Source organism: Pseudoduganella umbonata (genome assembly GCF_014192225.1).
Classification (GTDB): Bacteria; Pseudomonadota; Gammaproteobacteria; order Burkholderiales; family Burkholderiaceae_D; genus Rugamonas; species Rugamonas umbonata.
Genome location: NZ_JACHXS010000003.1, coordinates 101,123 through 123,861 on the forward strand (window position 1 = coordinate 101,123; position 22,739 = coordinate 123,861).

The 22,739-nt window shown below is 63.7% G+C and carries 21 protein-coding genes; 11 read left to right on the forward strand and 10 right to left on the reverse strand.

The window, feature by feature from the left end; translation table 11 throughout:
- The first annotated feature begins 76 nt into the window (after positions 1-76).
- Both FHS02_RS09250 and FHS02_RS09255 read left to right on the forward strand, forming a co-directional pair.
- Positions 77-1,399: an MFS transporter gene (locus FHS02_RS09250; protein ID WP_137313154.1), complete on the forward strand. Its 1,323-nt coding sequence runs from the start codon at positions 77-79 to the stop codon at positions 1,397-1,399.
- 106 nt (positions 1,400-1,505) lie between these two features.
- Positions 1,506-2,546 carry a porin gene (locus tag FHS02_RS09255; RefSeq protein WP_137313155.1) on the forward strand — a complete coding sequence of 347 codons (1,041 nt, stop codon included), beginning with the start codon at positions 1,506-1,508 and terminating at the stop codon, positions 2,544-2,546.
- A gap of 66 nt (positions 2,547-2,612) precedes the next feature.
- Here FHS02_RS09255 and FHS02_RS09260 read toward each other — a convergent pair whose 3' ends face one another.
- The 4 genes from FHS02_RS09260 to uraH form a co-directional block, all read right to left on the reverse strand.
- Positions 2,613-5,648 carry a heparinase II/III domain-containing protein gene (locus tag FHS02_RS09260; RefSeq protein WP_137313156.1) on the reverse strand — a complete coding sequence of 1,012 codons (3,036 nt, stop codon included), beginning with the start codon at positions 5,646-5,648 and terminating at the stop codon, positions 2,613-2,615.
- Positions 5,649-6,051: 403 nt separating this feature from the next.
- Positions 6,052-7,563, reverse strand: a complete 1,512-nt coding sequence (locus tag FHS02_RS09265; RefSeq protein WP_137313157.1) for a nucleobase:cation symporter-2 family protein — start codon at positions 7,561-7,563, stop codon at positions 6,052-6,054.
- 228 nt (positions 7,564-7,791) lie between these two features.
- Positions 7,792-9,030, reverse strand: a complete 1,239-nt coding sequence (locus tag FHS02_RS09270; RefSeq protein ID WP_137313158.1) for a urate hydroxylase PuuD — start codon at positions 9,028-9,030, stop codon at positions 7,792-7,794.
- A gap of 198 nt (positions 9,031-9,228) precedes the next feature.
- Positions 9,229-9,585, reverse strand: a complete 357-nt coding sequence (gene uraH / locus FHS02_RS09275; RefSeq protein ID WP_137313159.1) for a hydroxyisourate hydrolase — start codon at positions 9,583-9,585, stop codon at positions 9,229-9,231.
- 187 nt (positions 9,586-9,772) lie between these two features.
- Here uraH and FHS02_RS09280 point away from each other — a divergent pair, with 187 nt between their 5' ends.
- Genes FHS02_RS09280 through FHS02_RS09295 form a run of 4 tightly spaced genes read left to right on the forward strand, consistent with a single transcriptional unit; the run spans position 9,773 to position 14,486 of the window.
- Positions 9,773-10,498, forward strand: a complete 726-nt coding sequence (locus tag FHS02_RS09280) for a GntR family transcriptional regulator (protein WP_137313160.1) — start codon at positions 9,773-9,775, stop codon at positions 10,496-10,498.
- A gap of 13 nt (positions 10,499-10,511) precedes the next feature.
- Positions 10,512-11,456: an allantoinase PuuE gene (gene puuE / locus FHS02_RS09285; protein ID WP_137313161.1), complete on the forward strand. Its 945-nt coding sequence runs from the start codon at positions 10,512-10,514 to the stop codon at positions 11,454-11,456.
- Positions 11,457-11,469: 13 nt separating this feature from the next.
- Positions 11,470-13,245 (forward strand): 2-oxo-4-hydroxy-4-carboxy-5-ureidoimidazoline decarboxylase, encoded by a 1,776-nt coding sequence (gene uraD, locus FHS02_RS09290; RefSeq protein WP_137313162.1) that lies wholly within the window; start codon positions 11,470-11,472, stop codon positions 13,243-13,245.
- An 8-nt stretch (positions 13,246-13,253) separates the two neighbouring features.
- Positions 13,254-14,486, forward strand: a complete 1,233-nt coding sequence (locus FHS02_RS09295; RefSeq protein WP_229422558.1) for an ArgE/DapE family deacylase — start codon at positions 13,254-13,256, stop codon at positions 14,484-14,486.
- A 262-nt stretch (positions 14,487-14,748) separates the two neighbouring features.
- Here FHS02_RS09295 and FHS02_RS09300 read toward each other — a convergent pair whose 3' ends face one another.
- Together FHS02_RS09300 and FHS02_RS09305 are read right to left on the reverse strand one after the other, a co-directional pair.
- Positions 14,749-15,285 (reverse strand): GNAT family N-acetyltransferase, encoded by a 537-nt coding sequence (locus tag FHS02_RS09300; RefSeq protein ID WP_137313164.1) that lies wholly within the window; start codon positions 15,283-15,285, stop codon positions 14,749-14,751.
- A gap of 107 nt (positions 15,286-15,392) precedes the next feature.
- Complete coding sequence (locus FHS02_RS09305) at positions 15,393-15,698, reverse strand: hypothetical protein (RefSeq protein ID WP_137313165.1); 306 nt, start codon at positions 15,696-15,698, stop codon at positions 15,393-15,395.
- Between the two features lie 186 nt (positions 15,699-15,884).
- Here FHS02_RS09305 and FHS02_RS09310 point away from each other — a divergent pair, with 186 nt between their 5' ends.
- From FHS02_RS09310 to FHS02_RS09330, 5 genes are all read left to right on the forward strand, one after another.
- Complete coding sequence (locus FHS02_RS09310) at positions 15,885-16,493, forward strand: PH domain-containing protein (RefSeq protein ID WP_137313166.1); 609 nt, start codon at positions 15,885-15,887, stop codon at positions 16,491-16,493.
- Entirely contained in the window at positions 16,494-16,880 is a 387-nt protein-coding gene (locus FHS02_RS09315; RefSeq protein ID WP_217496915.1) for a hypothetical protein, read from the forward strand. It begins immediately after the preceding gene.
- A gap of 86 nt (positions 16,881-16,966) precedes the next feature.
- Positions 16,967-17,323, forward strand: coding sequence for a translation initiation factor Sui1 (locus tag FHS02_RS09320; protein ID WP_137313167.1), 357 nt, complete (start codon positions 16,967-16,969; stop codon positions 17,321-17,323).
- Positions 17,324-17,393: 70 nt separating this feature from the next.
- The gene (locus FHS02_RS09325; RefSeq protein WP_137313168.1) at positions 17,394-17,999 is read left to right on the forward strand and encodes a hypothetical protein; all 606 of its coding nucleotides are present in this window, start codon (positions 17,394-17,396) and stop codon (positions 17,997-17,999) included.
- Positions 18,000-18,062: 63 nt separating this feature from the next.
- A complete protein-coding gene (locus tag FHS02_RS09330; protein WP_137313169.1) occupies positions 18,063-18,428 on the forward strand; it encodes a hypothetical protein in 366 nt (121 codons plus the stop codon).
- Between the two features lie 22 nt (positions 18,429-18,450).
- On the opposite strand, the gene FHS02_RS09335 is transcribed toward FHS02_RS09330, so the two are convergent.
- From FHS02_RS09335 to glxR, 4 genes are all read right to left on the reverse strand, one after another.
- Entirely contained in the window at positions 18,451-18,987 is a 537-nt protein-coding gene (locus tag FHS02_RS09335) for a GNAT family N-acetyltransferase (protein ID WP_137313170.1), read from the reverse strand.
- 88 nt (positions 18,988-19,075) lie between these two features.
- Positions 19,076-20,491, reverse strand: coding sequence for a pyruvate kinase (gene pyk / locus FHS02_RS09340; protein WP_137313171.1), 1,416 nt, complete (start codon positions 20,489-20,491; stop codon positions 19,076-19,078).
- Positions 20,492-20,556: 65 nt separating this feature from the next.
- On the reverse strand, positions 20,557-21,819 hold the full coding sequence (locus FHS02_RS09345; RefSeq protein WP_137313172.1) for a glycerate kinase type-2 family protein: 1,263 nt from the start codon (positions 21,817-21,819) through the stop codon (positions 20,557-20,559).
- Positions 21,816-22,718, reverse strand: a complete 903-nt coding sequence (gene glxR / locus FHS02_RS09350) for a 2-hydroxy-3-oxopropionate reductase (RefSeq protein ID WP_137313173.1) — start codon at positions 22,716-22,718, stop codon at positions 21,816-21,818. The genes FHS02_RS09345 and glxR overlap by 4 nt, the downstream gene beginning before the upstream one ends.
- Positions 22,719-22,739 lie beyond the last annotated feature (21 nt).

Here is a 22,739-nt window from a genome sequence, read left to right on the forward strand (position 1 = left end):
ACCGGGCAGCAATGCCCCGCATGCGCAAGGAGGCGGCAAGACCTCCGCGCGATGACAGAACAATCTGGAGACACGCATGAAAACACCGATCGTCACACCCGCGGCAGGTGCCGCCTATCACTCCGGCGTCGCCGACGTCGAAACCCGGGCCTACGCGAAAGTCACGCGCCGGCTCGTGCCTTTCCTGATGCTGTGCTACCTGGGCGCCTACCTGGACCGCGTCAACGTGGGCTTCGCCAAGCTGCAGATGCTGTCCGACCTGCAGTGGAGCGATACCGTCTACGGCCTGGGCGCCGGCGTCTTCTTCATCGGCTACTTCCTGTTCGAAGTGCCGAGCAACATGATCCTGCACCGCTTCGGCGCGCGCCGCTGGCTGGCGCGCATCATGATCACGTGGGCCATGATTTCCGCCAGCTTCGCCTTTGTCAGTTCGCCAACGATGTTCTATGTGCTGCGCTTCCTGCTCGGCGTGGCCGAGGCGGGCTTTGCGCCCGGCGTCATCCTCTACATCACCTACTGGTTCCCCTCCGCGCGGCGCGCCAAGGTGATGGGGATGTTCTTCATGGCGATTCCGCTGGCCTCCATCGTCGGCGCACCGCTGTCGGGCTGGATCATGGAGGCGTTTGCCGGCGTGCATGGCCTGCGCGGCTGGCAGTGGCTGTTCGCGCTGGAAGCCATTCCGTCGCTGGTCCTGGGCATCGCCATCCTGTTCTACCTGGACGACAGCATCGCCGGCGCGAAGTGGCTGTCGCCGGAAGAGAAGGCGGTCCTGCAGCGCAATATCGCCGCGGAAAACGACGGCAAGGTGGCGCACCAGACGGTCCGCGACTTCCTGGCCGACCGGCGCCTGTGGCTGCTGACCGGCATCTACTTCTGCATCGTGATGGGCCAGTACGGCCTGACGTTCTGGCTGCCGACGATCGTGCGGAACGCCGGCGCGACCGGCCTGTGGGAAGTCGGCATGCTGGCCGCGATTCCGTACGGCGTGGCGCTGGTGTGCCTGCCGCTGGTGGGCCGCAACTCGGACCGCACCCGGGCCCGCCGGCTGCACTGCGGCGTGCCGATGCTGGCGGCCGCCGCGGCCCTGTTCGCCCTGCCGTTCACCGACGGCATCGGCACGGCGCTGGCCCTGCTCAGCGTGGCGGCCGCCGGCGCCCTGTGCGGCACCTCGCAGTTCTGGGCGCTGCCGACCGCCTTCCTGGGCGGCATGACGGCGGCCGCCGGCATCGCCACCATCAACTGCATCGCCAACCTGGCCGGCTTCTTCTCACCCTCGCTGGTGGGCTGGCTGAACGATTTTACGGGCAAGCAGGGCGCCGGCCTGATGCTCACTTCCGGCATGCTGCTGCTCGGCGCCTGCCTGATCGTCCTGTTGCCGAAACAGGCCGTCGACCGCTGACCGCCTGCCGGGCCCAGCCCACTGGCGCCCGGCAGGCCCCTCCCCCGCATCTCACGGCGCCGGCCCGGCAAGGGACCGGCGCGTCCATAAAAAATACGGAGACACCATGCAACGCAAGCTGGTCTGGGGCGCGTGCGCCCTCGCCTGCGGCACCGCCGCGGCACAATCGAACGTCAATGTGTACGGCCTGGTCGACATGAATGTCGGCGTCATTTCCGATGCCGGCGCCCATGGCGGCAACACCATGCGCGTCAATTCCGGCGGCATGAACACGTCGCGCCTGGGTTTCACCGGCAGCGAAGACCTGGGCGGCGGCCTGAAGGCGCTGTTCCAGCTGGAGATGGGCATCGCCGCCGATACCGGCGTAGCCGACACGCCATTGTTCAAGCGCCAGGCCACCGTGGGGCTGGAAGGCCGCTGGGGCACATTGCTGCTGGGCCGCGCATTCACGACCGTGTACGACTTCGTGCTGCCCTACGATCCGATGGGATACGCGCCGCAGTACTCGTGGGCGCCGGCCGGCAATGCCAGCGGCGCCGGCAAGTACGGCATGGCGTTCGCGTTCGACAACCTCGTCAAGTATGCCGGCAAGACCGGCAACTGGAGCTACGGCGCCAGCTACGGCGCCGGCGAAGGTTCATCGGCTGGCGACGGCGCGAAAGGCGCCGCGGCCGTCAACTACGCGGCCGGCCCATGGTCCGCGATGGCGGCGTACGAACGGATCAACGGCGTGCCCGATGCCACGACCGGTGCGCGGGGCGATACCACGGCATGGCACATCGGGGCGATGTACTCGGCCGGCAAGGTGAAACTGCAGGCGGCGATGCGCGACTACCGGCAGGAAGCAGCAAGCACGCCCGAGCTGCGGGCACGGTTGTATTGGGCGGGAGCGAACTACATGATAACGCCGGCCGTTACGCTGGCCGGCGTCGTGTACTACCAGGATGTGCGGCACGGGCCCGTCGAGGCGGACCCGGTGATGATCGTCGGGCGGGTACGCTATGCGCTGTCGCGCCGTACCGACCTGTACGTCACCGCCGCGTACGCGAAGGCGCAGCACGGGCAGCTGGTCGGCCTCGCACGGGACGAGGCCGGATTCGGCAGCCGGCAGAAAAGCGTGCTGGCGGGAATCCAGCACCGGTTCTAAAGCCCCAGGCCGAGCCCGACGTTAATATCCCCCGTGGTTGCTCCACATTACATGCAGTCGTGCATTTCAAGTACCACAGCGGGCAGGCGCTGGCTTGCTCGTATCGAAGTCGAGAACGCCCTCAGCGTTGGCGCTATAGTGTCCAGTATCACTCAGCACCATTTTCAACGTGGTGCCTTCCACGAGCAGCGTGTAGCAAGCTTTCTTTCTCGCTCCAAACAGCAAGGTTTTTCCGGTGAATGTTAAGGGTTCCCAAGCGAACGTGGTGAGTTCAGTCGGCCCGCCATTGAAGACCACGATGACTTCTTCGCGAACCTTGACGCTATAAGACTCATAATGTCTTTTCAACAACTTTACGTTCTGGTGTGCTGCGGCAACCTCATCTTTGAAGTCATTGTCTGCAACGTGAAGTGCGTTAAGAAAATATTGCCGCGTACCCACGGGCACGGCGAGCTTCGGCTGGATCTCAAGCCTCCACGCACCTATATCAGGTGATGACGCGTAGCCCTTATTTTCTGGCGCGAAATTGCCCCATGCATATCCACTCCCGGCATTACCGTAGCGGACCAGGAACCGACAATCACCACTCTTGCCAAGTTTCTTGAATTCCTTGTTCTCCAGTTTGACCTGCTCGCATTCGCCGCCGCTGTCTTTGCCGCCGACAAGCGTTGTCTCGCGGCTTTCGGGCAATAACGGCTGGATTGTCACCATCCCATTTCCATTTCGTACAGTAATTGACGCATTGTTGGCAGCTTCGCTCAACGCGTAGCGACCGGAGGTTCCACTTGCAATGCTCCCGCCAACCACAGGTTTATTGACCATATGAAGCAATGATGTCGGTCGCTCGCCCGCGGTCGTCAGCAGGTTGTCGAAGATCAGGATCGTTGGAGGTATCTGTGCTGCCCCGGCGTCAGCTTTCGGGCCACGCAGGTAAACAATACTGCGTTTGAAGCCAGAGCTCTGATCCAGCTTTGGCCCATAGGCTTTGCTTGCATTACCGGCTACATACACATAGCTGACGCCGTCGTAGTAAGCTTGCACACCGTCCAGGCCATTCTTGAGCGGCGTGGCGATTTCTGAGGGGGTAGGATAAAGCGCCCGGCCGTTATACCATTGCCCCCCGTCATTGCTCCACGGTTCAGGCCCGTCCGGGTAAATGAACTGCTCGTTCTGGTCGAACAACACTATGGAGTTATGCGCGATAGTTCGCTGGTAATAGCTCTTCCAATGCGAAGACAGGTAATCGTCGTACTGACCAGAATCGATCAGTAGCGGCGCTTTATAGTTGAGGCTGAAACTGTTCTGATCGAGGTGCTGATGGTTTTCACTGATGTAAGACGTTGACTTGAAATCCAGTAGTGTGGCCTCTGGATAATTCCAGGTATCGCGAATCAGCACATTTCCGGCCACATTAAAATAACGAGATAGCGGCAAGCCCTCGACCGAGCTTGTTTCTCCAGGCCTTTCAGGATACAGCAACCGCTCCCAGAAATAGCCTTCATCGCGCATGCGCCGATCGCGAAGCACCTTGCTCTGATAAAAACCATATGCCACTGGATCCTGCGCTGCTAGCGCAACAACCCCGATCTGCGAGCTGCCGACCGATGTTTGGAAATTATCGCCGGTCGCAGGGAAGGTATCATCATGGCGCAAACCGTAGATATACGGATAGATGGCTGACGCAAGGAAATCGGCCTTCAACTCAGAAGCCTCGTCGCCATCCAGCGCGCGCTGCCAGACTTTCAGCCTGTCGGCGAGTTCCAATGAAGAGCTGTTATAGGAAAACAGGCTGTGGTGGCCACCATTGGGTGAAACGGACTGCCGGACCGGCAGGAAACCCTCTTTATAATGCTGGAAAATGGTATCGATCATGCCACCGACGCCAGGCTCCACCGGATGAATCGCGAGCAGGCCCAGCAGTGAATTGAATTGGGCGCTCTGGGGGTGACCGGCCAGATAGTATCTGGGCACGTTCGACTGCCCCTCCAGCCATACCTCGCCGTTGCAATTAAAAGTTTGATCATTCAGGATATCCGAACCGCAGATAGCGAATCGTAGGTCGTCGTGAAAGTCTGGGGTATCGTGAGCGATCGTATCCTTGATCAGCTTGGCTATGCTCGCCAGATAAGCGCTACCATTCGGTAAATCGGTGAATGCTTTATTAAACCAATCGTAATAGAGTCCCAAGGCGCCGACGCGGGAAGACATGCTCCACTCGATGCCGGCGCCGAGCGCTGTCCTTCGGATCAGCTCTATATGGTCGCGGGCGCCCTGCAGGTAGGCCGGCTTTTTCGTCACGTAATAGGCCAGCGCTAGCGTTCTGGCAGGGTTGACAATTTCTGCTCGCCCCTCCTTATGTACCGCGCAAATTTTGGGGGCTTCCACTGGTACCGCGGATTTGATGCACTCCGCGACATCGGCGGCGTGCCTGTCTGCGTTCGCCAGCAGGGTCGCCCAGGCAGACGACAGTTCGATGTCGACATTTTCGGCTTCCCATAGGGTCGTGCCATCAAGACTGGAAAGTTTGAATTGTTTTATCACGTCCCCGCGATGGCCATGGAACGTGAAATCCTGTGCAGCGGCGTGCCAGTCGACAGGTTTGCCAGAGCCATCCTTCAGCCACGCGAACGTGCTGACCTTACTCTCATTAATGTGCAATGAGGCGTCGCCTTTAGCCGAATCCCATGTCAGAGAAATCGATGTCTCATGATTCACCGGCAAATCCACTTTGCTGACCGCAATGAATCCGTTTCGATCCGAATCACGCAGGCCGATCTGTAGTGTGACCATTCCAGGAGACTGATCCTTCAGATACCGGATCAGAATGCTTCGCCCGGGCGCCTTTGCATCACCGAAGATGTCGGCTTCTTCCCAATCCTTGCCAGCTCGAGGTACCGGTGTGAACTTGAAGGCAATTTTCCCGCCCAATGCGGGAAAGCTGCTTACACGAGGCAGTGCGCCCAGCACTTTGGCGACGTCATCCGCTGTGGCGAACAGATATGGATGCGATGTTTTGACCGCCAGCGCGGCTGATGCCGGGACGGCGAAACAGGCAGCGACGGCCGCAACGATACCCGCGCGCGCAAATGTGGAAAGCAGCATCAATGTTCCCCTGGTGGATTGTCAGAGAAAACATTTTACTTTTTGCTATCGTCGAAAAATCTAACGAATTGTCACTTTATCTATTTGCTGCATTGGCGAGGAGCCCGACAGACTGCAACCTTGATCGTCATTCCGCGCAGAGCACGCGCCGTTGGTCCGCCCAACGCCTGCCGCATGTCATTGAGACGACATCGCAGGCGCGACGACACGTGCGAGCGGGAATGTGGCTACATCAGCCGAAAGGAAAGTTCTGCTGGCGGCGGGCCGGCCCCGATTCTGTTCGCGCGGTTCTGCCAGCAGGCGGCACACTTGTCCGCCCGGCAGCGACGGCAAGATGCGAACCCGGGGCACCCCTGGGTTCGCCGTTGACGGTAGGCGCGCGCCACCGGCCCGCGCGTTCTACTCAGGCGTGGGACAGGTGCCCCTCTTCCTGCCCTTCAGCTTCCTTGCTGCCCGACCCGTTGAAGAACACGTTCAGCACCACGGCCGCCACAGCGGTCAGCAGGATGCCCGATTCCAGCAGCGGATGCAGGCTGTGCGCCATCTGCTGCGCCCAGTGCGGCGCCACCAGCGGAATCAGGCCGAAGCCGATCGACAGTGCCACGATGTACAGGTTGAAGCGGTTGGTGCGGAAGTCGACACGGTTCAGGATGCGGATGCCCGCCGCCGCCACCATGCCGAACATCACGAGGCCGGCGCCGCCCAGCACGAACTGGGGAATCGCCTCGACCAGCGCGGCCAGTTTCGGCAGCATGCCCAGCACGATCATGATCACGCCGCCGGCCACGCAGACCCAGCGGCTCTTCACGCCCGTCACCGCGACCAGTCCCACGTTCTGCGAGAAGCTGGTGTGCGGGAACGTGTTGAAGACGCCGCCGATCAGCGTGCCCAGGCCGTCGGTGCGCAGGCCGGCGGCCAGTTTCTGCTGGTCGACCTTGGTGCCCGTCATTTCGGACAGCGCCAGGAACATGCCGGCCGATTCGATCATCACCACGATCATCACCACCGTCAGCGTGAGGATCATCACGATGTCGAAGGTGGGCGTGCCGAACGCGAACGGCGTGACGAGCTCGAACCACTTGGCGCCGGCAACTTTAGCGAAGTTCATCTTGCCCATCGAGTACGCCACCGCGCAGCCGGCCACGATGCCGAGCAGCACCGAGATATTGCACAGGAAGCCCTTGGCGTAGCGGACCGTGAAGATAATGAACAGCAGCACGAAGGTGGCGATCGCCAGGTTGTCCAGCGCGCCGTAGTTCGGGTTGGCCAGGGTCGGGATCGGGCCCGGCAGCTTGCTCGCCAGCGGGGCGGCCGAGGCGGCCGCGTCGGCCTTCAGCTGGTCGACCATCGTCACCAGCGTGGGCACGTCCACCGCGCGGGCGGCGGAATCGGGACCGCCCATCGCCCAGCCCACCCCCACGCGCATCAGCGTGATGCCGATGACCAGGATGATGGTGCCGGTGACGACGGGCGGGAAGAAGCGCAGCATCCGGCTCATCGCCGGCGCCAGCAGCAGGGCCAGCGCGCCGGCACCGATGCCGGCACCGAAGATGGCGCGGGCGCCGTCGACGCCCGGCACCCCGTTGGCGATCGCCACCATCGGCCCGACGGCGGCGAACGTCACCCCCATCATCACCGGCAGCCGGATGCCGAAGTACTTCGTCATGCCGAGCGACTGGATCAGCGTGACCAGGCCGCAGCAGAACAGGTCCGCCGAGATCAGCATCGTCACCTGCTCGGGCGACAGCTGCAGTGCCCTGCCGACGATCAGCGGCACGGCGATGGCGCCGGCATACATCACGAGAACGTGCTGCAGGCCGAGGGCGCCGAGGCGCCCCAGGGGCAAACGCTCGTCGACGGGGTCGACGGGCTCCAAGGCCGGGCTGGAGGCCCGGTCCGACTTCTGTTGCTTCATGCTTGTCTCCTGGTTGTTATAGTAAACTTCAGAATGCATGTTGCTGCCGATGGGCCGGACCCGGCACCTTGCTGCTTCGGGCTGCTTATTGTTGAGCTGCTTATTGTTGAGCTGCTTATTGTTGAGCTGCCTATTTTCGGGCTGCTTATTTTCGGGCTGCTTATTTTCGGGCTGCTGATCCCATCACGATCGTCATGACGATCATCATGACGATCGTTGCCCCGTGGGTCATTCGACCTTGGCGCCGTCCTCGTACCACTTCTTCAGCAGGTCGCGCTCGCCCGGGGTCATGCTCGTCGCGTTATTCAGCGGCATCAGCTTCATGACCACAGCCTGCTGGTACAGGGCCTGCGCATGGCGCTGGATCTCGCCGGTGGAATCGAGGCGGATACCCTTGCTCTGCATCGTCGCCGAGTGGCACATCACGCAGCGCTGGTCGACCACGGCCTTGACCTTGGCGAACGGGTTTTGCGCGACCGCGGCCGTGGCATCGCCGGCGGCAGCCGGGGCTGCGGCTTCGACCGGCGCTTCGGCCTGCGGAGCCGGCACCAGCCAGACGATCAGCGCGACCATCACGGCGGTACCGCCGAACGCGTGTTCCCAGGGAACCCGCTTGCCGTGCACCAGCGCCTTGTGGCGGGCCACGAAGCTGTGGCGGATCAGCGCGCCCGTCATCATCATCAGCACCAGCACGATCCAGTTGTGTTCACCGGAGTACAGGAAGCCGTAGTGGTTCGACAGCATCGCGAACAGCACCGGCAGCGTGAAGTAGGTGTTGTGCACCGAACGCTGCTTGGCGCGCCAGCCGTAGATCGGGTCGACCGGCTCGCCCGCCTTCAGCTGCTTGACGACCTTGCGCTGGCCGGGAATGATCCAGAAGAACACGTTGGCGCTCATCGCCGTGGCCATCATCGCGCCGACCAGCAGGAACGCGGCACGGCCGGCGAACAGCTGGCAGGCCAGCCACGAGGCGAACACCACGAAGCCGAACACGATCAGGCCCACCTTCAGGTCGCCGTTCTTGGTGCGGCCCAGGGAACGGCAGATGGTGTCGTAGATCAGCCAGAACACGACCAGGAAGGCCAGCGCGCCGATGACGGCCGCCTGCGCAGGCCAGTCGTGCACGGCCTTGTCGACCATGAACGTGCCGGCATTGAACAGGTACAGCACCGTAAACAGTCCGAAGCCGGACAGCCAGGTGGCGTAGCTCTCCCAGTAGAACCAGTGCAGGTTGTCCGGCATGGTTTTGGGAGCCACCAGGTACTTCTGCGGATGGTAGAAACCACCGCCGTGGACGGCCCACAATTCGCCGTCGACGCCCTTGGCGACGAGATCCGGCGCGGTGGGCTTCTCGAGACTGTTGTCGAGGAAAACAAAGTAGAACGATGCGCCGATCCAGGCGATCGCGGTAATGACGTGGGTCCAGCGCAGCAGCAGGTTGACCCAGTCCATCAAGTACATATCCATAGAGCCTCAAACAAGCAGAGAAGCACGGTGTGAAAACCGTACTGTCCCCTCACCACAGCGGGCTCTGTGTGGGGCAAATCATCGCAACCATCGGCAGCCCCTGGGGGCGATACCGGTGTGCTCCGCGGCGACACTAGTAACTGTATACGATCCAGTCTTCGCTGGATATACGTTAGCTAACTTATTGGCTGATGTGGTTCAGGAACCACGGTAGGTCGAATACGACCACGGGCTGACCAGCAGCGGCACGTGGTAGTGGCCGGCCGCGTCGGCGATGCCGAAGTCGAGCGGCACCTCGTCGAGGAAGGCAGGTTCCGGCAGGCGCACGTCGCGTGCGCGGAAGTATTCCGCCACGGCGAACACCAGGCGGTAGCGGCCGACGGCCATGCTGGTGCTGTCGAGCAGCGGGCCGCCATCGTTGCGGCCGTCGGCGTTCAGCGTCAGGCTCTTGATCGTGGTGACGGTGTCGCCATCGATGCGCTGCAGCTGCACGCGCATGCCGGCCGCGGGGCAGCCGTTCATCGTGTCCAGTACGTGGGTACTCAAATGTCCCATGGGGCTCCTTTTTCTCGGTATGGGCCGGCGGGATTGCCGGCGGTTCTCATGACAATTCGTGCACAAGCCTTGCACAACCATCAATGTACAGGATTGCATACACTTTTTGCTTTTCTTTTTTTGAAAAGTGTATACACTCTGATTCCGATGTCAACCTGTTTATGTTCCGATCCTTGTCCTGATCTTCATGACTCGAACCCGCACCCAACTGAAAATCGTCGCGACCGACCTGGCACCGGATGCCCATGCGCCGGCCGCCGGCGCCACCCAGCGCATCGTCGACTCGATCACCGCCGCGATCGCCGAGCGCCGGCTGATGCCGGGCACCAAACTGTCCGAGCAAAAGATCGGCGACCTGTTCGAGGTGTCGCGCACCGTCGTGCGCCAGGCCCTCAACCAGCTGAGCCGTGACCGGCTGGTGGTGCTGGAACCGGCGCGCGGCGCGTTCGTCGCCACGCCCACCGCCGAGGAAGCGCGCGACGTCTTTGAAATGCGCGCCATCCTCGAGACGGCCGTCACGAAGCGGCTGTGCGCCACTATCACGGACGAGCAGATCCGCCAGTTGCGCGAGCACCTGGCGCTGGAAGGCGCGGCCGTCAACGATGCCGCGGTGCCGGGGCGCACGCGCCTGCTGGCGGACTTCCACCTCGTGCTGGCGCGCATGCTGGGCAACGAGGTGCTGACGCAGATGCTGAGCGAACTGCTGACCCGTTCGTCGCTGATCGCGCTGATGCACCAGTCGTCGCATTCGGCCGGCGAATCGCACAGCGAGCACGTGGCGATCGTCGACGCGTTCGAACGGCGCGACGTGAAGGCGGCGGTGCGCCTGGTGAGCAAGCACCTCGTCAACGTGCAACACAACCTGAACCTGGATCCGCAGCAGGTGGATCTGGCCGAAATCCTCAACCGATAGAAGAAAAGCAACCATGAATCCACTCTATCCACGCGACCTGAAGGGATATGGCCGCGACCGGCCGCAGGCCAACTGGCCGGGCGGCGCGCGCGTTGCCGTGCAGTTCGTGCTGAACTACGAAGAAGGCGGCGAGAACTCGGTGCTGCACGGCGATGCCGGCAGCGAGCAGTTCCTGTCCGAGATGTTCAACCCGGCCGCCTTTCCCGCCCGCCACCTGTCGATGGAAGGCATCTACGAATACGGCTCGCGCGCCGGCGTGTGGCGCATCCTGCGCGAATTCGAAAGACGCGGACTGCCGCTGACGATCTTCGGCGTGGGCATGGCGCTGGAGCGCTGCCCGGAAGTGACGGCGGCCTTCGTGGAACTGGGCCATGAAATCGCCTGCCACGGCTGGCGCTGGATCAGCTACCAGAACGTCGACGAAGCCACCGAGCGCGAACACATGGCGCTGGGCATGCAGGCCATCGAGAAGCTGACGGGCGCACGCCCGCTGGGCTGGTACACGGGCCGCGACAGCCCGAACACGCGCCGCCTGGTGGCCGACTACGGCGGCTTCGACTACGACAGCGATTACTACGGCGACGACCTGCCGTTCTGGCTGAACGTGCGCAAGACCGACGGCACGCGGGCGCCGCAGCTGGTGGTGCCGTACACGCTGGACTGCAACGACATGCGCTTCGCCCTGCCCCAGGGTTTCTCGCACGGCGACCCGTTCTTCCAGTACCTGAAGGACACGTTCGACGTGCACTACGAAGAGGGAGCTGAAACCCCGACCATGATGAGCATCGGCATGCACTGCCGCCTGCTGGGCCGCCCCGGCCGCATGCGTTCGCTGCAGCGCTTCCTCGACTATATCGGCCAGCATGACCACGTGTGGGTCGCCCGCCGCATCGATATCGCGCGCCACTGGAAAGAGGCGCATCCATTCAACACCGACACGGCTTTCACGTGGGACTAATATGCAGACTCCAATGCTGACCCTGGAACAATTGAACAATGCCACGCAGGCCGAATTCACGGCCCTGCTCGACGGCGTGTATGAACATTCGCCGTGGATCGCTGAGCAGACCTGGCACGCCCGCCCGTTCGCCAGCCTGGCGAACCTGAAGCGCGCGCTGATCGAAACGCTGCGCACGTCGCCGCCGGAAGCCCGCCTCGCATTGATCAAGGCCCACCCGGAGCTGGCCGGCAAGGCGATGGTCACGAAATCGCTGACCGCGGAATCGACCAACGAGCAAAGCAAGGCCGGCCTGACGGACTGCACGCCGGAAGAGTTCCAGCGCATCCAGCAGCTGAATGCCGACTACAACGCGAAATTCGGCTTCCCGTTCATCCTGGCCGTGCGCGGCCCGCGCGGCCTGGGCATGAACCGTCACGAGATCATCGCCACGTTCGCGCGCCGCCTGAACAACTCGCCGGACTTCGAGTTCGCCGAGTCGCTGCGCAACATCCACCGCATCGCCGAGATCCGCCTGAACGACAAGTTCGCCACCGAGCCGGCCCTCGGCAACCTGGTGTGGGACTGGCACGAGGAACTGGCAAAGCACACCGAACCGGGCTACGCCGAACGCAACGAGCTGTGCGTCACCTACCTGACCGACGCGCACCGCGCCGCCGCCCGCGAGCTGGCGAACCGGATGCGCGAGGAATGCGGCTTCGACGACGTGACGATCGACGCGGTCGGCAACGTGGTCGGCATCTACCATGGCAAGGACCCGCAATCGAAACGCCTGCTGACCGGCTCGCACTACGACACGGTACGCAACGGCGGCAAGTACGACGGCCGCCTGGGTATCCTGGTGCCGATGGCCTGCGTGCGCGAACTGCACCGCGCCGGCCGCCGCCTGCCCTACGGCATCGAGGTGGTCGGCTTCGCCGAGGAGGAAGGCCAGCGCTACAAGGCCACCTTCCTCGGTTCGGGCGCGCTGACCGGACAGTTCGACAAGACCTGGCTCGACCAGCTCGATGCGGACGGCGTGCCGATGCGCGCCGCGATGGCCCATGCTGACCTCGACATTTCCGCCATCGATGCGCTGAAACGTGACCCGTCGCGCTACCTCGGCTTCATCGAGACGCATATCGAGCAGGGGCCGGTGCTGAACGACCTCGACCTGCCGCTGGGCATCGTCACGTCGATCAACGGCAGCGTACGCTACGTGGGCCAGATCACCGGCATGGCCAGCCACGCCGGCACCACGCCGATGACGATGCGCCGCGACGCGGCCGCGGCAGCCGCCGAACTGGTGCTGTACGCGGAAAAGCGCGGCGGCTCGGTGCAGGACCTGGTGGCCACCGTCGGCATGCTGGAAGTGCCGAACGGTTCGATCAACGTGGTACCGGGCCGCTGCCGCTTCAGCCTCGACGTGCGCGCCACGACGAACGAGGTGCGCGATGCCGCCGCCGCGGACATCCGCAATGAACTGGCGGCGATCTGCGAACGCCGCGGCCTGCAGTACACGCTGGAAGAAACCATGCAGGCCGACGCCGCGCCGTGCGCGCCGGAATGGCGGCTGCGCTGGGAAAGCGCCGTCGAGGCACTGGGCCTGCCGGTGTTCCGCCTGCCCAGCGGCGCCGGCCACGACGCGATGATGCTGCACCGCGTGATGCCCCAGGCAATGCTGTTCCTGCGCGGCCTGAACGCCGGCATCAGCCACAACCCGCTCGAATCCATCACCAACGACGATACGGAACTGTGCGTGCGCGCATTCCAGAACGTTCTCAATCAACTTGCCACGGACCTGACATGACCACCAACATGAACACTTCTGCCCCTTACGAATCCCTCGACGCCTGGATCGACGCGCATTTCGACGAGGAGGTTCGCTTCCTGCAGGAGCTGGTCCGCGTGCCGACCGATACGCCGCCGGGCAACAACGCGCCGCACGCCGAGCGCACCGCCGAACTGCTGAAGGAATTCGGCTTCGACGCCGAGCTGCATGCGGTGCCGGAAGAGCGCACCCGCGCCGCGGGCCTGGAAACCATCACCAACCTGGTGGTGCGCCGCAAATATGGTGAAGGCCGCACCGTGGGCCTGAACGCCCATGGCGACGTGGTACCGCCGGGCGAAGGCTGGTCGCAGGACCCGTACGGCGGCAATGTCGTCGACGGCAAGCTGTATGGCCGCGCCGCGGCCGTGTCGAAGTGCGACTTCGCCACGTTCACGTTCGCCACCCGCGCGCTGGAAGCGCTGGGCAAGCCCTTGAAAGGCGGCGTGGAACTGTACTTCACGTATGACGAGGAATTCGGCGGCGAACTGGGCCCGGGCTTCCTGCTCGAGAACAAGCTGGTGAAACCGGACATGCTGATCGCCGCCGGCTTCAGCTACCAGGTGGTGACGGCCCACAACGGCTGCCTGCAGATGGAAGTCACGGTGCACGGCAAGTCGGGCCACGCGGCCGTGCCGGAAACGGGCGTCGACGCGCTGCAGGCGGCGACGAAGGTGCTGACGGCGCTGTACGACCAGAACCGCCAGTACAAGGAAGTGCGCAGTAACGTCAAGGGCATCAACCACCCGTACGTGAACATCGGCCTGATCGAAGGCGGCACCAACACCAACGTGGTGCCGGGCAAGGTCGTCATGAAAGTCGACCGCCGCATGATCCCGGAAGAAAATCCGGCCGAGGTGGAAGCGAAGCTGCACCGCGTGATGAAGGATGCCGTGGCCGACTGCCAGGGCGTGACGATCGAGATCCGCCGCATGCTGCTGGCCAACGCGCTGCAGCCGCTGCCGGGCAACGCGCCGCTGGTCGATGCGCTGTCGCGCCACGCCACCGCCGTGTTCGACGAAGAGATCGGTGCCGCGGGTACGCCGCTGTACACGGACGCCCGCCTGTTCGGCGAAGCCGGTGTGCCGGCCGTGCTGTACGGCGCCGGCCCGCGCACGGTTTCGGAAAGCAATGCCAAGCGCGGCGACGAGCACATCTCGCTGGAAGACCTGCGGCGCGCGACCAAGGTCGTGGCGCGCTCGCTGTTCGATCTGCTGGATTAAGCCTGCTTTGGCAGGATGATGAAGCCCGCCCTCGCGAGACGGCGGGCTTTTTTGTTGCCTCAACTGCGCCGGCACGCCGCGAATACCGTTCAGATCAGCATGCTCCGACATAACCGATGGCGTTCGCGTCGCTGGTGTCGGACACATCCATGTGTCGGACACCGGTTTCCCTGACGTGTCGGAGCGCTTACGGTAAACCGGTGTCCGACACCAGATCGCCTCCGCCATCGACCGCATCGCACGCCGCTGTGTTTCGTGCAACTCAGGATCGATAAGGTAGTACACGCCGCCGGTACGCGACTTCACGTTCCCTGGACAAATGAAGCGTCAATTCGACTAGCGTACCCATCCGCGCGGATTGTGACATGCCCGAAATGGTAAAACCTTCCCGGAGCTTTGCAATGAGTACCGGGTTGTTGACGACGGTGTGCCTTGAGCGGATTGCCCACGCTCCGGCGAGCGTTGCGTGCCGCACGATCGCGTTGATGAGTGCCGTGTAAATTCCGCGCCGCCGACGCGTTGGCAATACACCGCTGTTCGCCATATAAAAGACGTTGTCGCGTTCCATCCATCCATACGACCACCCGACCAGCGTATTATTTTCATACGCTCCCCAGCGAACCATCGGCGAATGCACCAGGCCCGACGGCGTCGGCGCAGCCTGGCCATCGGTAGCCGGTTCTGCCTCATTTGAATCCTGCTCCAGCTCGGCAAAAACGCGCCGCTGAAGAACGGAAAATTCCGGCTCGGGGAATCGATCGGTCAACCGGACCTCGATCGGGGATATGTTGTCATCCATGGGTATGCGCTGTTAGTCGGCGAGCGTATGGTTCATCTGCGCAGTATCTCATCATGTATCTCGTCATTTAACGCGCTTGCAAGGTAGCGCCCATTCCCATTGCTGCGCTACCGGTAATCCGTGACAGCTTCGTTCGCATGACGATTGATAACCGCAAGCATTGCCGGATCGCGCCTGTATTTCTTGCGAAGCATTGATAGCTGGCGGTTGGCGGCGCTGCAGTACTTGCGGATGCCATTTTCGATCTCCCGTTTCTGATCGAATGGTAATTCGCTGTCGTATTCACCGCCGAAATGTTCGCATGCCTCTGCATTTTCCACATACGCGCTGACATCGCGCGGCAGGTGCGCCGAACTGCACAGACCTGACAGGTGAAAGGTGCACAGCAGTATCGACACCGCATTCATTCGCATGAAAGGCCTCGGGTTCATCGATGGTTCAACACGGCATGCCGGCTCTGATATATCCGGAAGTTGCCCATTTATTTCTATTATGCTAATTTCACGCCGCGAAGCTATAAGCGCAAGCTGCCAGAACAGCCAGCTGTCAATCGCGGCACCACGGTGCTATGTAAGTATTCCACCCAACGAGGAAAAATCATGTTCAAGAAATTCGCGGCAGAAGCACTGGGTATCAGCGATATCGGCGTCATCGTCGGGCCAGAAGATTACAGCAAGGTCGATGCGGACGATTACCTGTTCAGCGAAGACGGCGAACAGATCTTTTTCCTCATCAAGAGCAAGAAGGATGAGTACTGCTTCACCAACCTTGCGCTGATCCACGTGGACGGCGACTCGGCCGTGTCGTCGAAGCGCTCGATCAGGCGCTACGATTATGCGTCCCACCTGATCACTGGCGTCAGCATCGAGACCGCCGGCACGCTGGACATGGATATCGAGCTGAAATTCAACCTGGACGCCACGCAGTTCTCGATCGACGTGAAGAAGAACTTCATCGAACAGCTGAAGGACATCTACAAGGCGCTGATCTCCATCGGCAGGCAGCAGCGGCGCGATGCGACATGCCGCGACAATGCGCTGCGCGCGCTGGAAGCCACGGCCTCGGTGCACAAGCTCAATATCGCTCCCGATGGCGGCAGCCTCACCACGCAATTCAATGCGCTGCTGGCCGCGCTGAATACCGCCGTGCTCGATACGCATACCCGGCGCGATTTCAGCGACGTGTTCGCCAAATACATTCATAACTGATTGAGCATTTCGCCCCAAGCCATCCGCATGGTGTACGCCGCGTGCCTGGCAGGCGCGGCGTTCAATCATGCACGCATCCTGCTCGGCCATGGCCTGTGGTGGGACTATGGCGGCGTCCACCCGTTTTACGCGGCATTCTGGACGTCGCTGACGTTCTTCGATGCGCTGGCGGTGCTGCTGCTGCTGGCGCGGCCGAGGGCCGGCGTCGCATTGACCGCGCTGATCATCGTCGCCGACGTCCTTGTCAATACCACCGCCGCACTGGCCTATCGCTTCGACCTGCCGTCGTTCGCGGCACAATGCGGTTTCCTGTTTTTTGTACTGGCGACGGTCACGCGTGCCTGGCATGGCTGCGCACCGGCCGATTCGGCCACGCTCCAGCACTAGGCATCATCAGGCATCAATAGTCCGGACCAGCGATTGTCGTGTGCTGTTAAACTCGCGCTTCACCTGAAATGTATCTTGAGCAAGAGATGAAAAGTAATTCGAACAGCCGCCTGGTGTATTCCACCGAAAGCGGCCGCATGTGCCCGGAATGCGGCCAGCCCGTTTCCGGATGCGCGTGCAAGGCAGCGGCCGTGCCCAAGGGCGACGGCGTGGTCCGCGTGTCGCGCCTGACGAAGGGCCGGGGCGGCAAGACGGTCACGGTCGTCAAGGGCCTGGCGCTCGATGCCGCCGCGCTGGCCCTGCTGGGCAAGCAGTTGCGCACAGCGTGCGGTTCGGGCGGCACCGTGAAGGACGGCGTGATCGAGATCCAGGGCGATCACTGCGACCTCGTCATGGCAGCGCTCGGCAAGCAGGGCCACGATCCGAAGCGCACCGGCGGCTGACGCGCTTCGCCCTTATCCACAGCACAGATCTACAACACCGATCCACACCACCGAACAAGCGGAACAACCGATGAAACCGATTTTCCTTGCGGCCGGCCTGGCCTTCAGTACCGCGGCATGGACCGCTCCTGCGGCTCCAGCAGCTCCAGCAGCTCCGGCGGCTCCCGCGGCTTCCGTGCAGACGCGCGACGTGCCCGTCAACGTATTCATGCAGAACCGCCTGCCGCTGCCGATCGCACTGAATGTGCCGGTGCCGGTCGAGTACGCGCAGTCGAACGTCAAGCGGATCGGCTATTCCTACTGGATGCGCCCCGCCGACGCGGCCAGGGCAACCCCCGAAAACCTGCCCGGCGCCCAAGGCCACATGTACGGTTCGACGGCCACCGCCGTCACCTATGACCCGCGCTACAAGGTGTTCTTCGGTATCGACGATCCCGGTTCGCTGAACAAGCTGAAGGAAGCCGCCACCAACATTCAGGTCAGGCAATTCAAGGATGCGAAACACCCGGCCGTGATGATCTCGATGATCAGCAGGAGCACCGGGCAGCCGGCGTACTTCATGTACATGTGGACCGGCGTGAAGCGGGACGTGTTCTACCTGGCCTTGCGCGCACCGGATGGCCGCCCCGACGTCGGCAAGGCCGTGTGGGACAAGCTGGCGGCGAATATCAAGTAACCGGCCCCCTTCCCGGAACGCGCGGTCCCGGGACGCCGGGTTGGCAAGAAAGGAGCCTGATCGATGAAGAGCGAGAGATTCCGTTATGTGATGCTGCTGTACGGCGCGTTGCTGGTGACCGGTTGCGCGGCGTGGTTTCTCGCGCCGGACGTGTTCTTTGTCGTGCTGCTGGCAACCGGCGGGGCCTTGAGCTGCACCGCCTGGCAATCCATCCATGAAAGCTATATCGGCGGTCACCTCAGTGCCAGGCGCAAATTGCTGAACCTGAAAGTGATGGTGTTGCTGACCGTCGTCTCCGCCATCGCCACGGTGGTCACGTATGTCACCAGCGACCGGATCGAATGGCCCGGCCTCTGGCTGGGCTTTACCGTCTACAGCCTGCAGTGCCTGGCCCTGCGCCGGCCCGGCAAGCAGATCTGGCTTCCCTGAGAACGGCCGGCCCGGAAAAGCTTCACCGCGTGGACAACGCGCGCACCATGTAAACAGCCCCGTCGCCATAGCTCGCCAGGCGCGAGCGCTCAACGGCGTCGTGCACCGGCTGCGGAGTGTAACCATTGCGTGCCCAGTATCCCTGGGAATCCTGCACCGACACCAGTGCGCTGCGGTGCAACCGCGCCGCACTCCCGATTGCCCACATCCGTTCCAGCAGCGCACGCGCCAGTCCTCGTCCCGCATGGGACGGCAGCACCGCCATGTCGTGCAGGTACAGCGTATCGGGCTCACCGTGCGCACCGGCGAAGTCGCCATGCAGCGGCGTGACCTTTCCATGCCGAGAGCGATAGGCCGCCAGGTACCCGCATGGCTGGCCGTCGATTTCGCACACCAGCGAACAGTTCAAAGGGCTTGCCAGTCGCCGCGCGTACACTTCCGCGTTCTCGATGAAACCGTGGCCGTAGCAGGCCAGCTGGATGCGCAGCAAGGCAGGAAGATCGTTCGCGTGAAGGGGGCGGAGAACCGGGCGTGAGGAAGACGGGGAAATGTTGGGCATGAAGGAAAGACGATTGCGCCACGCATTATACAAAGAAAAAGGGACAGGCCCCACGCCTGTCCCTTCCCCATTCCACAGCAAAAACGCCTTACTCGACGCGCACCACGTGCAGCAGGTTGGTCTTCCCGGCGGAACCCGACGGATAGCCGGCGATCACCACCACATCGTCGCCCAGCGTGGCGAGGCCGCACTGGACGGCGGCGGCCGGCGCGTCGGCGATCATGCCGCCCAGCGTCGTCGCCTCGTCGAACGGCATCGGGTGCACGCCCCACGCGATCGCCAGCCGGCGGGCGATCGACGGCGATGGCGTCAGCGCCAGGATCGGCGTGTTCGGCCGTTCGCGGCTGGCGCGCAGGCAGCTCGCGCCGCTCAATGTGTACGTCACCGTGGCGGCGGGCTTCAGCAGCCGGTCGACGCGGCGCAGCGCGCAGCAGATCGCATCGGCCGTGGTGGCCGTCGCCGGCGAATGGCTGGCATCGAGGCCCTCGCGCCACAGCGGGTCCTGCTCCACTTCGGTTATCACGTTGTCCATCACGGCCACCGATTCGACCGGGAACTGGCCGGAAGCCGATTCGGCGGACAGCATCACCGCATCGGCACCCTGGTAGATCGCGGTGGCCACGTCGGAGACCTCGGCGCGCGTCGGCACAGGCGACGCGATCATCGATTCCAGCATCTGCGTGGCGACGACCACCGGCTTGCCGGCTGCGCGCGACGCATGCACGATGCGCCGCTGCAGCACAGGAACCTGGTGCGCCGGCAGTTCGACGCCGAGGTCGCCCCGCGCCACCATGATGCCATCGGCAAGCGCGACAATGCCGTCCAGCGCATCGATCGCGGCGGGCTTTTCCAGCTTGGCCATGATCCAGGCCTTGTCGCCGATCAGCGCGCGCGCTTCGGTGATGTCTTCAGGGCGCTGCACGAACGACAGCGCCACCCAGTCCACGCCCAGTTCCAGCCCGAATGCCAGGTCGGCCCGGTCCTTCTCCGTCAGCGGGGAAATCGGCAGCAACACGCCCGGCACGTTGACACCCTTGCGGTCGGACAGCACGCCGCCCGTCAGTACCGTGGTTTCGGCGTAGTCGGTGCTGCAGGCATCCACGCGCAGGCGCAGCTTGCCGTCGTCGAGCAGCAGGTCGGTGCCCGGCTCCAGCGCGGCGAAGATTTCCGGATGCGGCAGGCAGGCGCGCGACGCGTTGCCCTCGGCCGGGTCCAGGTCGAGCCGGAAGCTTGCGCCGTCGGCCAGCTGCACCTTGCCGCCGGCGAGGCGGCCGATGCGCAGCTTCGGTCCCTGCAGGTCCATCAGGATGCCGATCGGACGGCGGATTTCCTTCTCCACCTCGCGAATGGTGCGATAGCGCTCGGCGTGGTCGGCATGGCTGCCGTGGCTGAAGTTCAGCCGGAAGACATCGGCACCGGCTTTTGCCAGCGCATAAATCGAATGGTACGTGGAACTGGCCGGCCCGAGGGTGGCCAGGATCCGTGAGCGGCGCTTGCGCAGCATGCGTTCTCCAGGGTGTTAGGTGGTCGGGACAGCGGGAATCAGGGGAACTGAATCAATGCAGCTGATCACAGCAGCAGGATTGCCCGGAAGTCGTTGACGTTGGTAAGTGTCGGGCCGGTGATGAGCGCGTCGCCCAGCGCGCCGAAGAAGCCATGCCCGTCGTTGTTGTCCAGGCTGTCGCGCGGACGGATGCCGTGGGCCCAGGCGCGCGCCAGCGTGTCCGGGCCGATGAAGGCGCCGGCCACTTCCTCGGCGCCATCGACGCCGTCGGTGTCGGCCGCCACGCCATGCACATCGGCCGCGCCATCCAGTGCGATCGCCAGCGCCAGCAGGAATTCCACATTGCGCCCGCCGCGGCCGTTGCCGCGCAGGGTCACCGTGGTTTCGCCGCCGGACAGCAGCACGCACGGCGGTTTTACCGGCTGGCCGTGGCGATGTACCTGCAACGCGATGCCGCCCATGACGCGGGCCACTTCGCGCGCTTCGCCTTCGATGCTGTCGCCCAGGATCACCGGGGTCACGCCGGCATCGCGCGCCACGGCGGCCGCCGCTTCCAGCGCCATCTGCGGCGAGGCGATGATGTGGGTGGTGACGTTTTCCAGCCGCCGGTCGCCCGGCTTGACGGTTTCGCCGTCGCCGCTTTCCAGCAGGCGGCGCGCACCGGCCGGCAGCTCGATGCCGTAGCGCCTGACGATGGCCAGCGCATCGGCGCAGGTGGTGGCGTCGCCCACGGTCGGACCGGAGGCGATGTCGGCCGGGTGGTCGCCCGGCACGTCGGAAATCAGCAGATTGACCACTTGCGCCGGGTAGCAGGCGGCGGCCAGCCGGCCGCCCTTGATGGCGGACAGGTGGCGGCGCACGCAGTTCATCTCGGTGATCGTGGCGCCGGAGGCCAGCAGCGCGCGGTTGATCGCCTGCTTGTCTTCCAGCGTCACGCCGGCACCGGGCAGCGGCAGCAGCGAGGAGCCGCCGCCGGAAATCAGGCAGATCACCAGGTCGTCCCTGGTGAGTCCTTTCACGGCGCCGAGGATGCGCTCGGCCGCGGCGCGGCCGGCGGCATCGGGTACCGGGTGCGCCGCCTCGAGGATCTCGATGCGCTCGCACGGCACGGCATAGCCGTAGCGGGTGACGACGATGCCCTCCAGCGGCCCTGCCCAGTGTTTTTCGAACGCCTGGGCCATCGCCGCCGATGCCTTGCCGGCACCGATGACGATGGTGCGCCCTTTCGGCGCGGGCGGCAGGTACTTGCCGATGGTCAGCGAAGGCTGCGCCGCGTTCACGGCGGCGCTGAACATTGCCCCAAGCAGTTCACGCGGCGCGGCGATCATTTCGTGTTCCCTGCCTGCTGGCCGATCTCGAAGTTGGCCATCACTTCCAGTGCCCGCACCATGGCCGAGTGGTCCCAGCCGCCGCCGTCGCGCGCGGCGCACGCGTTGAACAGTTCCTGCGCGGTCGCCGTGTTCGGCAGCGACACGTTCAGCTGGCGCGCCGTGGTCAGGGCCAGGTTCAGGTCCTTGCGGTGCAGGTCGATGCGGAAGCCCGGATCGAAGGTGCGCTTGATCATGCGCTCGCCGTGCACTTCCAGGATGCGCGACGAAGCAAAGCCGCCCATCAGCGCCTCGCGCACGCGGGCCGGGTCGGCGCCGGCCTTGGCGGCCAGCAGCAACGCTTCGCCGACCGCCTCGATCGTCAGCGCCACGATGATCTGGTTGGCCACCTTGGTGATCTGGCCGTCGCCGTTGCCGCCCACCAGCGTGATGTTCTTGCCCATCAGCTGGAACAGCGGCTTGACCGTTTCAAAGGCTTTCTCGCTGCCGCCGACCATGATCGTCAGCGATGCGGCCTTGGCGCCCACTTCGCCGCCCGACACCGGCGCATCCAGGTATTCGCAGCCCAGCGCGTTGATGCGCTTGGCGAATTCCTTCGTGGCCACCGGCGAGATCGAGCTCATGTCGACGACGATCTTGCCGGCGGTCAGGCCCTTCGACAGGCCATGTTCGCCGAACAGCACGTCTTCGACGTGCGGCGTGTCCGGCACCATCACGATGACGATGTCCGCCGCTTTCGCCACGTCGGTGCCGCAGGCGCACACGCTGGCGCCGGCTTCGATCAGGTTCGACGGGGTCGGGGTCTGCGAGTACGTGAACAGTTTATGTCCTGCGTCCGCCAGGTGTTTCGCCATCGGGGCACCCATGATGCCCAGGCCGATGAATCCGATATTTGCCATGATGTTCTCCTCTGTGTTCTC

Excerpts from the sequence above, each read along its gene's own strand:
- FHS02_RS09325 (WP_137313168.1), top strand. The coding sequence starts at position 17,394 with ATGAAACCGATTTTCCTTGCGGCCGGCCTGGCCTTCAGTACCGCGGCA.
- FHS02_RS09310 (WP_137313166.1), top strand. The coding sequence starts at position 15,885 with ATGTTCAAGAAATTCGCGGCAGAAGCACTGGGTATCAGCGATATCGGC.
- FHS02_RS09250 (WP_137313154.1), top strand. The coding sequence starts at position 77 with ATGAAAACACCGATCGTCACACCCGCGGCAGGTGCCGCCTATCACTCC.
- FHS02_RS09330 (WP_137313169.1), top strand. The coding sequence starts at position 18,063 with ATGAAGAGCGAGAGATTCCGTTATGTGATGCTGCTGTACGGCGCGTTG.
- FHS02_RS09265 (WP_137313157.1), bottom strand. The coding sequence starts at position 7,563 with ATGAAGCAACAGAAGTCGGACCGGGCCTCCAGCCCGGCCTTGGAGCCC.
- FHS02_RS09345 (WP_137313172.1), bottom strand. The coding sequence starts at position 21,819 with ATGATCGCCGCGCCGCGTGAACTGCTTGGGGCAATGTTCAGCGCCGCC.
- pyk (WP_137313171.1), bottom strand. The coding sequence starts at position 20,491 with ATGCTGCGCAAGCGCCGCTCACGGATCCTGGCCACCCTCGGGCCGGCC.
- uraD (WP_137313162.1), top strand. The coding sequence starts at position 11,470 with ATGCTGACCCTGGAACAATTGAACAATGCCACGCAGGCCGAATTCACG.
- FHS02_RS09270 (WP_137313158.1), bottom strand. The coding sequence starts at position 9,030 with ATGGATATGTACTTGATGGACTGGGTCAACCTGCTGCTGCGCTGGACC.
- FHS02_RS09305 (WP_137313165.1), bottom strand. The coding sequence starts at position 15,698 with ATGCGAATGAATGCGGTGTCGATACTGCTGTGCACCTTTCACCTGTCA.
- FHS02_RS09335 (WP_137313170.1), bottom strand. The coding sequence starts at position 18,987 with ATGCCCAACATTTCCCCGTCTTCCTCACGCCCGGTTCTCCGCCCCCTT.
- FHS02_RS09260 (WP_137313156.1), bottom strand. The coding sequence starts at position 5,648 with ATGCTGCTTTCCACATTTGCGCGCGCGGGTATCGTTGCGGCCGTCGCT.
- FHS02_RS09255 (WP_137313155.1), top strand. The coding sequence starts at position 1,506 with ATGCAACGCAAGCTGGTCTGGGGCGCGTGCGCCCTCGCCTGCGGCACC.
- puuE (WP_137313161.1), top strand. The coding sequence starts at position 10,512 with ATGAATCCACTCTATCCACGCGACCTGAAGGGATATGGCCGCGACCGG.
- FHS02_RS09320 (WP_137313167.1), top strand. The coding sequence starts at position 16,967 with ATGAAAAGTAATTCGAACAGCCGCCTGGTGTATTCCACCGAAAGCGGC.
- glxR (WP_137313173.1), bottom strand. The coding sequence starts at position 22,718 with ATGGCAAATATCGGATTCATCGGCCTGGGCATCATGGGTGCCCCGATG.
- FHS02_RS09280 (WP_137313160.1), top strand. The coding sequence starts at position 9,773 with ATGACTCGAACCCGCACCCAACTGAAAATCGTCGCGACCGACCTGGCA.
- FHS02_RS09300 (WP_137313164.1), bottom strand. The coding sequence starts at position 15,285 with ATGGATGACAACATATCCCCGATCGAGGTCCGGTTGACCGATCGATTC.
- uraH (WP_137313159.1), bottom strand. The coding sequence starts at position 9,585 with ATGGGACATTTGAGTACCCACGTACTGGACACGATGAACGGCTGCCCC.
- FHS02_RS09295 (WP_229422558.1), top strand. The coding sequence starts at position 13,254 with ATGAACACTTCTGCCCCTTACGAATCCCTCGACGCCTGGATCGACGCG.